Consider the following 15,486-nt stretch of genomic DNA (forward strand, 5'->3'; position numbering starts at 1 on the left):
TCGCCTCATAACCGGGTCTGACCCCATCGGGCCAGCCTGGCCTGACATTCGCAGCGTGCACGCAGAGTGGCCAGGCCAATTTGACGTTTACACCAGCGGTATATTTACGAAGTGATGGGAGAGTGGGAATGCGAAAACAGCTTACCTGTATTTCCAGGTTACTGTTGTTAGTGGTTTTTGTTTTGCCTTTCAGTGTATTTGCTCAGGGATGGCAGCCACTGGCGGAAACAATCAACAAGAGTGAACACGATCCCCGTCACTATCAGGCGGTGAAATTGGACAACGGGATGACCGTGCTGCTGGTCTCGGACGCGCAAGCGCCGAAGTCACTGGCGGCGCTGGCGTTGCCGGTCGGCTCGCTGGAGGATCCCAACAGCCAGCTGGGTCTGGCGCACTACCTTGAGCACATGGTGCTGATGGGGTCGAAAAAGTACCCGGAGCCGGAGAATCTGGCGGAATTCCTGAAAAAGCATGGGGGCAGCCACAACGCCAGCACCGCCTCCTATCGCACCGCCTTCTACCTGGAGGTGGAGAATGCGGCGCTGGCACCGGCGGTGGATCGGCTGGCGGATGCCATCGCCGCGCCGCTGCTCGATCCGGTCAATGCCGATCGCGAGCGCCATGCAGTGAATGCCGAGCTGACGATGGCGCGCTCCCGCGACGGGATGCGCATGGCGCAGGTGCGGGCTGAGACCCTCAACCCGGCACACCCCAGCGCGCGCTTCTCCGGTGGCAACCTCGATACCCTGAAGGACAAACCGGGTAGCGTGCTGCACAATGAGCTGACCGCCTTCTACCACCGCTACTACTCCGCCAATTTGATGGTGGGGGTGATCTACAGCAACCAGCCGCTGCCGGCGCTGGGGCAACTGGCGGCGGAAACCTTCGGGCGCATCGCCAACCATAATGCGACGGTGCCAGCCATCACCGCACCGACCCTGACGGCCGCGCAGAAGGGCATCATGATCCACGTGGTGCCGGCCCAGCCGCGCAAACAGCTCAAGCTGGAGTTCGCGATTGACAACAACAGTCAGGCATTCCGCAGCAAAATCGACACCTACATCAGCTACCTGATTGGCAACCGCAGCCCCGGCACCCTCTCTGACTGGTTGCAGAAGCAGGGGCTGGCAGACGCCATCAACGCCGGGGCCGATCCGCTGGTGGATCGCAACCAAGGCGTGTTTGCCATCTCGGTCTCGTTGACGGACAAGGGGCTGGCGCAGAAGGATGAGGTGATCGCTGCCATCTTCAACTACCTCGCGCTGCTGCGCCGCGACGGCATCAGCCAGAGCTATTTCGATGAGATTGGCCATGTGCTGAACCTCGATTTCCGCTACCCGGCCATCACCCGAGACATGAACTACATTGAATGGCTGGTGGACACCCTGTTGCGGGTGCCGGTCAACCATGCGCTGGATGCGCCCTATCTGGCTGACCGCTACGATCCGCAGGCCATTGGCCAGCGGCTGGACCAACTGACGCCGCAAAACGCCCGCGTCTGGGTGGTTAGCCCGGATCAGCCACACAACCGCACCGCCTACTTTGTGGACGCGCCCTATCAGGTCGAGCCAATCGCCCCGGCACAGTATGCGCGCTGGCAACAGTTGGGCAGCCAGATTGCCCTGACCCTGCCAGCGCTCAACCCCTACATCCCGGATGATCTGTCGCTGATCAAGGCTGATCCGCAGGCCACGCGCCCGCAGCTGGTGGTGGATGAACCGGGGCTGCGCGCGCTCTACATGCCGAGCCGCTACTTTGCCGATGAGCCGCGCGCCGACATCACCTTTGCCTTCCGCAACCCGACGGCGCTCGACTCCGCCCGCCATCAGGTGATGTATGCGCTCACTGACTATCTGGCGGGCCTCTCTCTGGATCAGTTGAGCTATCAGGCCTCGATTGGTGGCATCAGCTTCTCCACCTCGCCGGACAACGGGCTGGTGTTCAACGCCAATGGCTACACCCAGCGCCTGCCGCAGCTGCTGACTTCGCTGGTGGAAGGCTACTCCAGCTTTACGCCAACCGACGAGCAGCTGGCGCAGGCGAAGTCGTGGTATCGCGAAAAGCTGGACTCCGCCGAGCGTGGCAAGGCGTTTGAGCAGGCGATCATGCCGGTGCAGATGCTGTCACGCATCCCCTACAGCGAACGGGCCGCGCGGCGCGCGATGCTGGATGGCATCACGGTGCAGGATATCGTCGCCTACCGTGACAGCCTGCTGCACCTGGCCGCGCCGGAGGTGATGGTGGTCGGCAACATGACGCCGGAGCAGGTGCAGGCGCTGGCGCGCTCGCTGAAGACCCAGCTCGGCTGCACCGGCAAGGCGTGGTGGCACGGCAAGGAGGTGGTGATCGAGAAGCAACAGCTGGCCCTCCTGCAACAGAACAGCACGGGCAGCGACTCGGCGCTGGCAGCGGTGTTTGTGCCGCCGGGCTATGACGAGGTGAAGAGCATGGCCTACAGCGCGCTGCTGGGGCAGATTATCCAGCCTTGGTTCTACAGCCAGCTGCGCACTCAGGAGCAGCTGGGCTATGCGGTGTTCGCCTTCCCCATCTCCGTGGGCAAACAGTGGGGGATGGGCTTCCTGTTGCAGAGCAGCAACCAGTCGCCGGCCTACCTCTATACCCGTTATCTCGATTTCTTTACCCAGGCCGACAAGCGCCTGGCCAGCATGAGCAATGAGGATTTTATGCAGTACCGTCAAGGGATGATCAATGAGCTGACCCAGCGCCCACAGACCCTGAGTGAGGAGGCCGGCCGGTTCAGCAATGACTTCAGCCGTGGCAATTTCACCTTCGATACCCGTGACAAGGTACTGAAAGTGCTGGGCAGCCTGACGCGCGAACAGCTCCATACCTACTATCGGCAAGCGGTCATGGCCCCTGAGGGGCTGGCGCTGCTGTCGCAGTTGCAGGGCAGTGGCACCGAGCCAGGGAAAGCGGGCTTTGCCGCGCCGCAGGGCTGGACGCGCTATGAGAACGTCACCGGCCTGCAGGCTACCCTGCCGCAACAGGTGAACGGGCAATGAGTACGGCCATCCCGCTGCCGCTTGATCCCCTGACACTGCCGCTCTCTGGGGAGCGGCTGATTGAGGCGTCAGCCGGTACCGGCAAAACCTTTACCATCGGCATCCTCTATTTGCGCCTGCTGCTGGGGCTGGGCGGCGCGGCGGCCTTCCCCCGGCCGCTGACGGTGGAGGAGATCCTGGTGGTGACCTTTACCGAGGCCGCCACCGAGGAGCTGCGTGGGCGCATCCGCGAGAATATCCACGCGCTGCGGCTGGCCTGCGTGCGCGGCAACAGCAGTGATGGCATGTTGCAGGCGCTGATGGCGGAGATGACCGATCTGGCCGACGCCGCCGCGCTGCTGCTGGCGGCCGAGCGCCAGATGGATGAGGCCGCCATCTACACCATCCACGGCTTCTGCCAGCGGATGCTGACCCATAACGCCTTCGAGTCCGGCATCCTGTTCGAGCAGACGCTGGTGCAGGATGAGACGCCGCTGCGCCGTCAGGCCTGCGCCGACTTCTGGCGTCGCCACTGCTACCCGCTGCCGATTGCGGTGGCGCGGCCGGTGGGGCAGATGTGGAGCGGGCCGGAGGAGCTGTTGCGCGATCTGACACCCTACTTGCAGGGCGAGGCCCCGGCGCTGCGCTACCCGCCAGCCGAAGGGGAAACGCTGCTGATCCGCCATGCGCGCATTGTCGAGTGCATCACCGAGGTGAAACAGGGCTGGGCCGCGGCCGCGGCAGAGCTAGGGGGGCTGATCGGTGACTCTGGCGTGGACAAGCGCAGCTACAGCAGCCGTTACCTGCCGCAGTGGCTAGAGGCCGTCGGTGCCTGGAGCCAGCTGGAGACGTTGGACTACCAGTTGCCGAAGGAGCTGGAGAGGTTCAGCCAGGCGACGTTGCTGGAGAAGACCAAGAAGGGTGAGCCACCGCGCCACCCGGTGTTTGAGCTGATTGAAAGGCTTTATGCCGAGCCACTGTCGCTGCGTGATGTGGTGATGGCGCAGGCGATCAAGGAGATCCGCCAGTCGGTGCAGCAGGAGAAACGCCAGCGCGCCGAAATGGGCTTTGACGACCTGCTGAGCCGGCTGGATGAGGCGCTGCAATCGGCAGGCGGCGAGGCGCTGGCGGAGGCAATCCGCACCCGCTACCCGGTGGCGATGATCGATGAGTTCCAGGATACCGATCCCCAGCAGTACCGCATTTTCCGTGCCATCTACGGGCAGCAACCCCAGTGCGGGCTGCTGCTGATCGGTGACCCAAAGCAGGCGATCTACGCTTTCCGGGGCGCGGACATCTTTACCTACATGCGTGCCAGAGCCGAAGTGAATGCTCACTATACGCTTGGCACCAACTGGCGCTCCGCCCACCCGATGGTGGCCGCGGTCAACCGCCTGTTCCAGCTGTCGGATAACCCCTTCATCTTTGCGCAGATCCCCTTTAGCCCGGTGCAGGCCGCCGGGCGCAACCGCGATCTGGCCTTTGAGGTGGAGGGCGCGGTACAGCCGGCGCTGCACTTTTGGCTTCAGGCGGGCGAGGGGATTGGCGTCAGTGACTACCAGCAGTTGATGGCGCGCCAGTGCGCTGGCCAGATCAGCGACTGGCTCTCCGCCGGGCAGCGCAACGCCGCCTGGCTAGTGAGCGGGGGCGAGCGCCGCGCGGTGCGCGCCTCGGACATCACGGTGCTGGTGCGTAACCGCAACGAGGCGGCGCTGGTGCGCGAGGCGCTCGGCGCGCTCGGCATCCCGTCGGTTTACCTCTCCAACCGCGACAGTGTTTTTGACACCCCGGAGGCGCGCGACCTGCTCTGGCTGTTGCAGGCGGTGCTGGCGCCGGAGCAGGAGCGCGCACTGCGCAGCGCGCTGGCTGCTGGCATCATGGGACTCGACGCCCGTACACTGGCGGCGCTGAGCGAGAGCGAAACGGAGTGGGATGCGCTGGTGCTGGAGTTTGATAGCTACCGCGAGCACTGGGAGCGGCGTGGCGTGCTGCCGATGCTGCGCGAGCTGATGCGCAAGCGCCATCTGGCGGAGAACCTGCTGGTGAGCGAGGAGGGCGAGCGCCGTCTGACCGACTTCCTGCATCTGGGTGAGCTGTTGCAGGAGGCTTCGGCGCAACTGGAGAGCGAGTACGCGCTGGTGCGCTGGCTGGCGCAGCAGATCGCCCAGCCAGAGAGTCAGGCGGAGAACCAGCAACTGCGGCTGGAGAGCGACCGCCATCTGGTGCAGATCGTCACTATCCACAAATCCAAGGGGCTGGAGTACCCGCTGGTGTGGCTGCCCTTTATTGCCCACTTCCGCCCGCAGCAGCAGGCGCTCTACCACGATCGCCAAACCTTTGCGGCGCTGCTCGACTTGCGCGCCGAGGAGGAGAGTCAGGCGCTGGCGGAAGAGGAGCGGCTGGCAGAGGATCTGCGCCTGCTCTACGTGGCACTGACCCGCTCGGTCTACCACTGTAGCATCGGCATGGCCCCGCTGATTCAGGGCAACCGCAAAAAGCAGGGCGAAACCGACCTGCACCGCAGCGCGCTCGGCTACCTGATCCAGCAGGGCCAGCCCTGTGACGCCGCCGAGCTAGCGACGCGGCTGGCAGCGCTGGAGGGCGAGGGCATCGCCCTGACGCAGGTGGCCGAGCCAGCTGCGCAGCCGTGGGAGGCACCGGGCAACCCGGCGCTCACGCTGGCTGCCCGCGACTTTAGCCGCCGCGTCAGCGACAACTGGCGCGTCACCAGTTACTCCGGCCTGCAACAGCACGGCAGTGCATTGGCGGAGGCGCTGTTGCCGCGTCTGGACATTGACGCCGCCGGCGAAAACCCCGCCGAACCGGCTCCGGGCATGACGCCGCACGCCTTCCCGAAGGGCGCGTCGCCCGGCACCTTCCTGCATAGCCTGTTTGAGGAGATGGAGTTCAGCCAGACGCCGCAGAGCGACTGGCTGGCGGAAAAACTGGTGGCACACGGCTTTGGCGCAGAGTGGGGCGAGGTGCTGGCCCCGTGGCTGGAGCAGGTGCTACAGGCGCCGCTTGGGCCGCCGGGGCTGTCGTTGCGGCAGCTGACACCGGCGATGCGTCAGGCCGAGTTGCAGTTCTACATCCCGATCCGTGGCCTGCTGCACGCCACCGATCTGGACGCGCTGGTCAAACGGCATGACCCGCTCTCTGCCCGCTACCCGCCCCTCGATTTCCGGCAGGTGCAGGGGATGCTGAAGGGCTTTATCGATTTGGTGTTCCGCTGGGAGGGCAAATTCTACCTGCTGGACTACAAATCCAACTGGCTGGGTGACAGCGCCGCGGCCTACACCCAGCCGGCGATGGAGCAGGCGATGGCGGAGCACCGCTACGACCTGCAATACCAGCTCTACAGCCTGGCGCTGCACCGCTATTTGCGCCACCGTCTGGCTGACTATGACATTGACCGCCACTTTGGCGGGGTGATTTATCTCTTTTTGCGCGGCATTGACCGGCAGCACCCGGATAACGGCCTGTTTCGCTGTCGGCCATCGGGAGCATTCATCGAGCAGATGGACGCCCTGTTTGAGGGCCACGCGCTTAACATGGAGGCGGAGACACGCCCATGATGACCTTACTGGAACGCGCGCTGCTGGGCGGCGCATTGAGGCCGCTGGATGTGCAATTTGCCCGTTTTCTCGCGGATGAGCGCGAGCCAGCGCTGATGCTGGCAGCGGCCTGTGTTAGCGCCGAAGCGGGCAGCGGCCACGTCTGTTTGCCGCTGACCCACCTGAACGCCGCGGCGCTATTTGATGGCCGCCACCCGGAGCTGGCCGGTGCCATGGGTGAGCGCATCGGTAACCCAGACCACGGACAGTGGCGCGAATGGCTGCTGGCGTGGCCAGCGGTGAGTGACGGCTCCCGCCCGACGCCGTTGGTGCTGCATAAAGATCGGCTCTACCTGCAACGGATGTGGCAGTGCGAGGCGCAGGTGGCGAGCTTTATCGCCAGCGACTGCGACCAGCCGGCGGACACGCAGGCGCTCGCCGCCATCCTGGATGCGCTGTTTGGCGCGGGCGGCGCGGAGCCGGACTGGCAGAAGGTGGCGGCCGCCGTGGCCATCACTCGGCGCATCTCCATCATCTCTGGCGGCCCCGGCACCGGCAAAACCACCACCGTCGCCAAGCTATTGGCGGCGCTGGTGCAGCTGTCCGGCGGCAAACCACTGCGCATCCAGCTGGCCGCGCCGACCGGCAAGGCGGCGGCGCGCCTGACGGAGTCGCTGGGCAAGGCCAGCCGCGAACTCAATCTGTCGGTTGCCATCCCGCAGGAGACATCGACGCTGCACCGCCTGCTTGGCGCGCAGCCCAATAGCCAGCGGATGCGCCACCATGCCGCCAACCCATTGCACCTCGACGTGCTGGTGGTGGATGAGGCGTCGATGGTGGATCTGCCAATGATGGCGCGGCTGATTGCCGCCTTGCCGCCGCACGCCAGGGTGATCTTCCTGGGTGACCGCGACCAGCTGGCGTCCGTGGAGGCCGGGGCGGTGCTGGGCGATCTCTGTCGCTTCGCCGAGCAGGGCTACAGTGCGTCCCGCGCCGGCCAGCTTAGCGCGTTGACCGGCTGTGCGCTTGAGGGGGCCGACCACCCGAGCCACGCCTCCGTCCGTGACAGCCTCTGCCTGCTGCGCAAAAGCTATCGCTTCGATGCCCGCTCCGGCATTGGCCGGTTGGCGAGCGCGGTGAATGCTGGGCAGGTCCCGCAGGCGCTGAAGGCGTTGGAGGGAAGCTATGAGGATGTGCGCGGCTACCCGCTGGGCAGCGCCGAGGAGTACCAGCACCTGCTGGCGGTGTGTATGGAGGAGTACCAGCCCTACCTGAAGCAGGTGAACGCAGGCGGGGACGCCGCCGAGATTTTGGCGCTGTTCAACCGCTTCCGCGTGCTGTGCGCCCTGCGCGAGGGGCCATTTGGCGTCAGTGGGTTGAATGAACGGATTGAGCAGGCGCTGAGCCGACAAGGGGTGATCCGCCGTGCGCCGGGCGCGGCCGGACGCTGGTATGCAGGCCGGCCAGTGATGATCAGCCGCAATGACAGTGCGCTGGGGCTGTTCAATGGTGATATTGGCATCACGCTGCGGGACGCGCGCCATGAGCTGCGCGTCTATTTCCAGTTGCCCAACGGCGAGATCAAATCGGTGCAGCCCAGCCGCCTGCCGGCCCACGAGACCGCCTACGCGATGACGGTGCACAAGTCGCAAGGGTCGGAGTTCGACCATACCCTGCTGGTGCTGCCCAACCAGTGGCTGCCAGTGCTGACGCGTGAGCTGGTCTACACCGCCATTACCCGCGCCAAACGGCAGCTTTCGCTCTATACCAGCCAGAAAGTGTTGGCGAGCGCCATCAGCACTCCCACCCAGCGCCGCAGCGGGCTGGGCGATCGGCTGATGCAGCCCCTCGCGTCATAGACCTGACTAAACGCACACCGGCACCTTGAGGCGCCGGTGTGTATTAGAGAGAGTGGAGCGCCACAGGTCATTGTAGAGCGCCAGCTTTTCGGTCGGTCGCACGTCCTTACGGGCTGGGCGATCGGCTGATGCAGCCCCTTGCGTCATAGACCTGACCCAAACGCACACCGGCGCCCTGAGGCACCGGTGTGTATTAGAGAGAGTGGAGCGCCACAGGTCATTATAGAGCGCCAGCTTTTCGGTCGGTCGCACGTCCTTACGGGCTGGGCGATCGGCTGATGCAGCCCCTTGCGTCATAGACCTGACCCAAACGCACACCGGCACCTTGAGGCGCCGGTGTGTATTAGAGAGAGTGGCGCGCCGCAGGTCATTGTAGAGCGCCAGCTTTTCGGTTGGTCGCACGTCCTTACGGGCTGGGCGATCGGCTGATGCAGCCCCTCGCGTCATAGACCTGATCCAAACGCACACCGGCACCTTGAGGCGCCGGTGTGTATTAGAGAGAGTGGCGCGCCGTAGGTCATTGTAGAGCGCCAGCTTTTCGGTCGGTCGCACGTCCTTACGGGCTGGGCGATCGGCTGATGCAGCCCCTTGCGCCATAGACCTGACCAAACGCACACTGGTGCCCTGAGGTGCCGGTGTGGCATTAGAGGTCGGCCAACAGGATCTTGGAACGCCGCTGGTAGTTGTAGAGCGCCAGTTTCTCGGTGAGCAGTACGTTTACCTCGGCTGGCTGGAAGCCGCACACCGGCACCCTGAGGTGCCGGTGTGGCATTAGAGGTCGGCCAATAGGAGCTTGGAACGCCGCTGGTAGTTGTAGAGCGCCAGTTTCTCGGTGGGCAGTACGTCCACCTCGGCTGGCTGGAAGCCGCACACCGGCGCCCTGAGGTGCCGGTGTGGCATTAGAGGTCGGCCAACAGGAGCTTGGAACGTCGCTGGTAGTTGTAGAGCGCCAGTTTCTCGGTGAGCAGTACGTTTACCTCGGCTGGCTGGAAACCGCACACCGGCGCCCTGAGGTGCCGGTGTGGCATTAGAGGTCGGCCAACAGGATCTTGGAACGCCGCTGGTAGTTGTAGAGCGCCAGTTTCTCGGTGGGTAGTACGTCCACCTCGGCTGGCTGGAAGCCGCGCTCCTGGAACCAGTGGATGCTGCGGGTGGTCAGCACAAACAGCTTCTCTAGCCCCATCTGGCGCGCCTGACTGGCGATGCGCTGCAACAGCAACTCGCCACGCGAGGAGCTACGGTACTCCGGGTGTACTGCCACGCAGGCCATCTCGCCGATCTTCTCTTGTGGGAAGGGGTAGAGCGCGGCGCAGGCGATGGTCAGGTTGTCACGCTCGATGATAGTGAACTTGTCAATCTCCATCTCCAGCTGCTCACGCGAGCGGCGCACCAGAATGCCTTGCTGCTCCAGCGGGCGGATCAGTTCGAGGATGCCGCCGATGTCATTGATGGTGGCACGGCGGATCTGCTCGGCGCTCTCCATCACGATCTGGGTGCCGATGCCGTCCCGTGAGAACAGCTCCTGCACCAGCGCGCCATCTTCCTGATAGCTGATCAGGTGGCTACGGCGTACGCCGCTGCGGCAGGCTTTCACGGCCCCACGCAGGAAACGCACGGTATCGGAGTGGTAGTCGCCGCTGCCCTCCAGCGTCTCAATCCGCTGCTGGGCGTCATTCGGGAACAGTTCAGAGATGATGTTGCCCTCGCCATCCGTCACGCCCTGCTCGGCGCAGAAGCCAATCATCTTCTCCGCTTTCAGCTTAATGGCCAGCTGCGTTGCCACCTCTTCGGAGGTGAGGTTGAAGCTCTCCCCGGTCACTGAAACCGCCACCGGCCCCAGCAGTACAATCGCGCCGCTGTCGAGCTGGCGATGGATTGCCTCCTCATCAATGCGGCGGATACGGCCGCTGTGGCAGTAGTCCACGCCATCATCCACCCCCAGCGGCTGGGCGATGATGAAGTTGCCGCTCACCACGTTGATGTGCGCGCCCTGCAACGGGGTGTTGTTCAGGCTCATGGAGAGGCGGGCGGTGATGTCCAGTTGCAGCAGGCCGGCCGCCTGCTTCACCCACTCCAGGGTTCTGGCGTCGGTTACCCGCGTATGCTTATGGTAGACCGGCTCGCACTGGTGCTGGGCCAAGTTGGCGTCAATCTGCGGTCGCGCGCCATAGACCACCACCAGCCGGATCCCCAGACTATGCAGCAGGCCGATGTCATTGACGATATTGGCGAAGTTCTCATGCTCAATGGCTTCGCCGCCCAGCATTATCACAAAGGTCTTGCCCCGGTGGGCATTGATATAGGGAACTGAGTGACGGAATCCTTGAACCAGCTCTGTACTACGTTCCTTCACGGCCTCGCCTCTTTGCATGTTTATTCGTAATTTTTGTATTTTTATTCTTTTATGGCCGGAATGGCAAGCGCGATTTGGCGCAGGATTGGTCAGGGAGGGGAAAAATATGGCGGATTCACAAAGCGTAACGCTCTTTTTGCCCGCCGGGGGGCGTAAGGGGTGACAGGAAGGGACTGATTCGTTAAAGTTTTTGCGGCTTTTCCTATTTTGGCGGTGCGCTTTCATCGCCCTTACCTTTTTCCGGAGTCGCATGACCGATCAACCCACCAATCTGGCGCGCCGTCGCCTGATGCAGGCCGCCACCGCGACCTGGTTGTTGAGTGTCAGCCGGGTCGGTTTTGCTGCCGCATCGCATGTTATCGCCGTCCGGGTCTGGCCCTCATCCACTTACACCCGCGTGACGCTGGAGTCCAACACGCCGCTCAAGTACCGGCAGTTTGCCCTCAGCCACCCGGAGCGGGTAGTGATCGACATTGAGGGCGTTCATCTCAACAGCGTGTTGGAGGGCATCGGCAAGCAGGTGCGCAGCAACGATCCCTACCTGAAGCGGGCGCGCGTCGGCCAGTTCGACCCCAATACCGTGCGCGTGGTGCTGGAGTTGAAGCGTAACAGCAGCCCGCGCCTGTTTACCCTCAGCCCGGTCTCCAGCTTCAAAAACCGGCTGGTGGTCGATCTCTATCCGGCCAACGGCCATGCCGCCGGGGGGGAGGCGGCAGATCCGCTGCTGTCACTGTTGCAGGACTACAATCAGGGCGACCTGGAGCGCACCCTGCCGGCGAAGAGCCAGGCGAGCGGCCATGCCGGGCATGACCGGCCCATCATCATCATGCTCGATCCCGGCCACGGCGGCGAGGATCCGGGGGCCATCGGCAAGTACAAAACGCGTGAGAAGGACATTGTGCTGCTGATTGCGCGGCGGCTGAAACGGCTGATTGACCGCGAGCCGCATATGCGCGCCTACATGACGCGCAGTGAAGATGTGTTCATCCCGCTGCGGGTGAGGGTGGCAAAAGCGCGTAAACAGCGGGCTGACCTGTTCGTCTCAATCCATGCCGATGCCTTTACCAACCGGGCGGCGCGCGGCTCCTCGGTGTTTGCGCTCTCCACCAAGGGGGCGACCAGCGCGGCGGCGCGCTATTTGGCGCAGACGCAAAATGAGTCCGATGAGATTGGCGGCGTCAGCCGCAGCGGCGACAAGTACCTCGATCACACCATGTTTGATCTGGTGCAGACCGCCACCATCAATGACAGCCTGAAGTTCGGCAAAGAGGTGCTGGGGCGGATGGGCAAGGTCAACCACCTGCACAAGAGCAAGGTCGATCAGGCGGGCTTTGCGGTGCTGAAGGCACCGGACATTCCGTCGATTCTGGTGGAGACAGCCTTTATCAGCAATGTGCAGGAGGAGCGCAAGCTGAAAACCAGCCGCTTCCAGCAACAGGTAGCGGAGTCCATTTTGGCTGGCATTAAGGCGTACTTTGCCAAGGGCGGGCTGGCGGCACGGCGCGGATAGTCAGCGAACGTCGATGGGCAGGGAGGCCCGTCGATATGCAAAAGGGGAGGGGGAAAAAATTGGCGGAAGCCAGAAACAAAAAAACACCCGGAAGGGTGTCATTTAAGTTGGTTGCGGGGGCCGGATTCGAACCGACGACCTTCGGGTTATGAGCCCGACGAGCTACCAGGCTGCTCCACCCCGCGTCCGTGTTACTGCTTTAGGGTACTGCTGTTTTTACCTTCAATCACTGCTGGTACAGCGTTGAAGTGGTTGCGGGGGCCGGATTCGAACCGACGACCTTCGGGTTATGAGCCCGACGAGCTACCAGGCTGCTCCACCCCGCGTCCGTCTTACTTCTTACTTTTACATCGTACCATCTTATGGCTGGCGGTTGCCAATGCATCAGATTGGTTGCGGGGGCCGGATTTGAACCGACGACCTTCGGGTTATGAGCCCGACGAGCTACCAGGCTGCTCCACCCCGCGTCCGATGTGGAGCGCACTATACCCGGCATGAGATTTGTTGCAAGTGGTTTTTACAAATAACTGCCCGGGCGGGGGTTTTTTAAACAAATTGGGCCGGATTGGGTGGGTTTTCGCTCGAAAGGCCCGTTTCCCTTTTTTAAGGCGGAGAATTCCTTTCTTTAGGCCCGTTTGTTATCGTGCACAGAAGGAAATTCGGCAAAGAGTGCAGGCAATGAGAGGAATGTTCAAATATATCGTCAGTGGATTGGTGGTGGCCATACTGGCTGGCTGTTCATCCAAGCCCACCGATCGCGGCCAGCAGTATAAGGATGGGCATCTCAAGCAGCCGTTGGAGCTGGTGAATGAGCCAAACGCCAAGGGAAAACCGGTCAATGCGAAGGATTATTCTGACCAGTTGCTGGAGATCCGCTACGCCTCGCCGGGCCTGTTCGATCGCAACAGCGCCACCTACCAGAATGTGCAGCAGTGGATCCGCGATGGTGCCGACACCCGCGCCCTGAGCCAGTATGGCCTGAATGCCTACCAGATGGAGGGGGTGGATAACTTCGGCAACGTGCAGTTCACCGGCTACTATACGCCAGTGGTGCAGGCGCGCTACACGCCGCAGGGCGAGTTCCGCTACCCGCTCTACCGGATGCCGCCGAAGGGCAAGCGTCGCCTGCCGGATCGTGCCGCCATTTACTCCGGCGCGCTGGATGAGCGTTATGTGGTGGCCTACACCAACTCGCTGATGGACAACTTCATGATGGAAGTGCAGGGCAGTGGCTATGTGGATTATGGCGATGGCCGCCCGCTGATGTTCTTTGGCTATGCCGGTAAGAATGGCCATGCCTATCGCAGCATTGGCAAGGTGCTGATTGATCGCGGCGAGGTGGCGCGCGAAGATATGTCGATGCAGGCAATCCGCAAGTGGGCCGACAGCCACTCCGAAGCTGAGGTGCGCGAGCTGCTGGAGCAGAACCCCTCCTTTGTCTTCTTCAAGCCGGAGATGTTCGCCCCGGTAAAGGGCGCGAGCGCCGTGCCACTGATTGCCAAGGCGTCGGTGGCCTCTGACCGTTCGCTGATCCCGGCTGGCACCACGCTGCTGGCTGAAGTGCCGGAGCTGGACAACGAGGGCAAATTCACCGGAAAATACCACATGCGGCTGATGGTGGCGCTGGATGTGGGCGGGGCCATTAAGGGCCAGCACTTTGACATCTACCAAGGCATTGGGCCGGACGCCGGCCACGCCGCGGGTTATTACAACCACTATGGCCGGGTCTGGGTGCTGAAATCCAAACAGAGCGGCGGCCCGCTGTTTACCGCCTACCAGAGCCAGGGCAAGCCCGGCTTACAGACCTCCAGCCCACAGGGCGGGAGCTTCCTGGTCAATAACCAGCCGTAACTGCCTGCCGGCTTCGCACTAAGCGGCCTGCGGGCCGCTTTTTTTATTCATGCATGACCGCCCGCCGGTCCGTTATCTGAGGTAAAAGCCGTGACAACTCCTGCGTACTCTGACGCTTATCTGCAACGTTTTGGCGGCACCGCCCGGCTCTATGGCCAGTCTGCGCTGGCGGTGTTTGCCCAGGCGCACGTCTGCGTCATCGGCATCGGCGGCGTCGGCTCCTGGGCCGCCGAGGCACTGGCGCGCACCGGCATCGGTGCCATTACGCTGATTGACATGGATGATGTCTGCGTCACCAACACCAACCGCCAGATCCACGCCCTGAAACAGAGCGTCGGGCAGGCGAAAACCGAGGTGATGGCCGAACGCATCCGCGCGATTAACCCGGAGTGCCGCGTTACCTGCGTGGATGACTTCATCACGCCAGACAACGTGGTCGAGCTGCTGAACCAAGACTTTAGCTACGTGATTGACGCCATCGATAGCGTGCGGCCAAAGGCGGCGCTGCTGGCCTACTGCCGACGCTTCAAGATCCCGGTGGTGACCACCGGCGGGGCGGGCGGGCAGATCGACCCGACGCGGATTGAGGTGACGGATCTGGCGAAAACCATCCAGGATCCGTTGGCCGCCAAGCTGCGCGAGCGACTGAAAGGGGAGTTCAACGTGGTGAAAAACAGCAAGGGCAAGCTGGGGATCGACTGCGTATTTTCCAGCGAGCCGCTGGTCTACCCACAGCCGGATGGCTCGGTCTGCGCCTCACGCAGCACCGCCGAGGGGCCAAAGCGCATGGATTGCGCCGCCGGGTTTGGCGCGGCCACCATGGTGACCGCGACCTTTGGCTTTGTCGCGGTTTCCCATGCGCTGAAGAAGATGGTGGCGAAGGCCGAACGACTGGCCGCCGCCAGCTAATCAGCCCCCTTCGGCGGCGGCGATGCGCGCCACGGCATCCGCCAGCGCCTGCAAGCCGCCAGCGCGGGTGGCGCTAAGCTGCTGGCGCAGGCCGAGGGTGTCAAACAGCGCCAGCAGATCCCACTGGCGCAGGGCAGCGGGCGTCTGCCCCTCCACCGCCGTCAGGATCACCGCCAGCAGCCCCTTGACGATCCGCCCCTCGCTGTCGCCATAGAAGTGCAGCGTGCCATTCGCATTGCGCTGGTAATCAAACCAGACGCGGTTCTCACAGCCGGACAGCTCCCGCGCCGGCGTTTTTAGCGCCTCATCCATCGGCGGCAGCCGCCGTGCCAGCTGGATCAGCTGGCGATAGCGATCCTCCCACTGGCTGTATCCGGTGAAGGTGGCGACCAGCGCCTCCAGGGTGATCTCCGTCCCGAAGGGGTGGGGGGCGAGCAACATAATTGAC

At 63.2% G+C, this 15,486-nt stretch carries 10 protein-coding genes and 3 tRNA genes; 6 read left to right on the top strand and 7 right to left on the bottom strand.

Translation table 11 applies throughout. From position 1 onward, the window contains the following. Nucleotides 1-128: 128 nt before the first annotated feature. Genes ptrA through recD form a run of 3 tightly spaced genes read left to right on the top strand, consistent with a single transcriptional unit; the run spans nt 129 to nt 8,415 of the window. Nucleotides 129-3,023 (top strand): pitrilysin, encoded by a 2,895-nt coding sequence (gene ptrA / locus ACK3SD_RS03425; protein WP_481126778.1) that lies wholly within the window; start codon nt 129-131, stop codon nt 3,021-3,023. Next, complete coding sequence (gene recB, locus ACK3SD_RS03430) at nt 3,020-6,577, top strand: exodeoxyribonuclease V subunit beta (protein WP_481126779.1); 3,558 nt, start codon at nt 3,020-3,022, stop codon at nt 6,575-6,577. The genes ptrA and recB overlap by 4 nt, the downstream gene beginning before the upstream one ends. Continuing rightward, nucleotides 6,574-8,415 (top strand): exodeoxyribonuclease V subunit alpha, encoded by a 1,842-nt coding sequence (recD, locus tag ACK3SD_RS03435; RefSeq protein WP_481126780.1) that lies wholly within the window; start codon nt 6,574-6,576, stop codon nt 8,413-8,415. The genes recB and recD overlap by 4 nt, the downstream gene beginning before the upstream one ends. Nucleotides 8,416-9,058: 643 nt before the next feature. On the opposite strand, the gene ACK3SD_RS03440 is transcribed toward recD, so the two are convergent. The 3 genes from ACK3SD_RS03440 to argA all read right to left on the bottom strand — a co-directional run bounded on the left by ACK3SD_RS03440 (nt 9,059) and on the right by argA (nt 10,768). Further along, the gene (locus ACK3SD_RS03440) at nt 9,059-9,187 is read right to left on the bottom strand and encodes a hypothetical protein (RefSeq protein WP_481127598.1); all 129 of its coding nucleotides are present in this window, start codon (nt 9,185-9,187) and stop codon (nt 9,059-9,061) included. Further along, nucleotides 9,187-9,315 (bottom strand): hypothetical protein, encoded by a 129-nt coding sequence (locus ACK3SD_RS03445; RefSeq protein WP_481127599.1) that lies wholly within the window; start codon nt 9,313-9,315, stop codon nt 9,187-9,189. Before ACK3SD_RS03445 ends, ACK3SD_RS03440 begins: the two co-directional genes overlap by 1 nt. A 127-nt stretch (nt 9,316-9,442) precedes the next feature. Next, nucleotides 9,443-10,768: an amino-acid N-acetyltransferase gene (argA, locus tag ACK3SD_RS03450; RefSeq protein WP_137762272.1), complete on the bottom strand. Its 1,326-nt coding sequence runs from the start codon at nt 10,766-10,768 to the stop codon at nt 9,443-9,445. A gap of 250 nt (nt 10,769-11,018) precedes the next feature. Between argA and amiC the strand changes: the two genes are divergently transcribed. Continuing rightward, entirely contained in the window at nt 11,019-12,278 is a 1,260-nt protein-coding gene (amiC, locus tag ACK3SD_RS03455) for an N-acetylmuramoyl-L-alanine amidase AmiC (protein WP_137762273.1), read from the top strand. Between the two features lie 108 nt (nt 12,279-12,386). Here amiC and ACK3SD_RS03460 read toward each other — a convergent pair. The 3 genes from ACK3SD_RS03460 to ACK3SD_RS03470 form a co-directional block, all read right to left on the bottom strand. Further along, a tRNA-Met gene (locus ACK3SD_RS03460) sits at nt 12,387-12,463 on the bottom strand. A 64-nt stretch (nt 12,464-12,527) separates the two neighbouring features. Continuing rightward, nucleotides 12,528-12,604 (bottom strand) — tRNA-Met (locus ACK3SD_RS03465). Nucleotides 12,605-12,668: 64 nt separating this feature from the next. Continuing rightward, a tRNA-Met gene (locus tag ACK3SD_RS03470) sits at nt 12,669-12,745 on the bottom strand. Nucleotides 12,746-12,956: 211 nt separating this feature from the next. On the opposite strand from ACK3SD_RS03470, the gene mltA reads away from it, so the two are divergent. Next, on the top strand, nt 12,957-14,129 hold the full coding sequence (gene mltA / locus ACK3SD_RS03475) for a murein transglycosylase A (RefSeq protein ID WP_481126781.1): 1,173 nt from the start codon (nt 12,957-12,959) through the stop codon (nt 14,127-14,129). Nucleotides 14,130-14,219: 90 nt separating this feature from the next. Beyond that, complete coding sequence (tcdA, locus tag ACK3SD_RS03480) at nt 14,220-15,038, top strand: tRNA cyclic N6-threonylcarbamoyladenosine(37) synthase TcdA (RefSeq protein WP_481126782.1); 819 nt, start codon at nt 14,220-14,222, stop codon at nt 15,036-15,038. Here tcdA and csdE read toward each other — a convergent pair whose 3' ends face one another. Continuing rightward, on the bottom strand, nt 15,039-15,476 hold the full coding sequence (gene csdE / locus ACK3SD_RS03485) for a cysteine desulfurase sulfur acceptor subunit CsdE (RefSeq protein ID WP_481127488.1): 438 nt from the start codon (nt 15,474-15,476) through the stop codon (nt 15,039-15,041). Nucleotides 15,477-15,486: the final 10 nt, after the last annotated feature.

Source organism: Chimaeribacter sp. YP20170169, assembly GCF_056739715.1.

What these genes read in the sequence shown, in the direction of transcription:
- ptrA (WP_481126778.1), top strand. Translation starts at nt 129, where the DNA reads ATGCGAAAACAGCTTACCTGTATTTCCAGGTTACTGTTGTTAGTGGTT.
- recB (WP_481126779.1), top strand. Translation starts at nt 3,020, where the DNA reads ATGAGTACGGCCATCCCGCTGCCGCTTGATCCCCTGACACTGCCGCTC.
- recD (WP_481126780.1), top strand. Translation starts at nt 6,574, where the DNA reads ATGATGACCTTACTGGAACGCGCGCTGCTGGGCGGCGCATTGAGGCCG.
- ACK3SD_RS03440 (WP_481127598.1), bottom strand. Translation starts at nt 9,187, where the DNA reads ATGCCACACCGGCACCTCAGGGTGCCGGTGTGCGGCTTCCAGCCAGCC.
- ACK3SD_RS03445 (WP_481127599.1), bottom strand. Translation starts at nt 9,315, where the DNA reads ATGCCACACCGGCACCTCAGGGCGCCGGTGTGCGGCTTCCAGCCAGCC.
- amiC (WP_137762273.1), top strand. Translation starts at nt 11,019, where the DNA reads ATGACCGATCAACCCACCAATCTGGCGCGCCGTCGCCTGATGCAGGCC.
- mltA (WP_481126781.1), top strand. Translation starts at nt 12,957, where the DNA reads ATGAGAGGAATGTTCAAATATATCGTCAGTGGATTGGTGGTGGCCATA.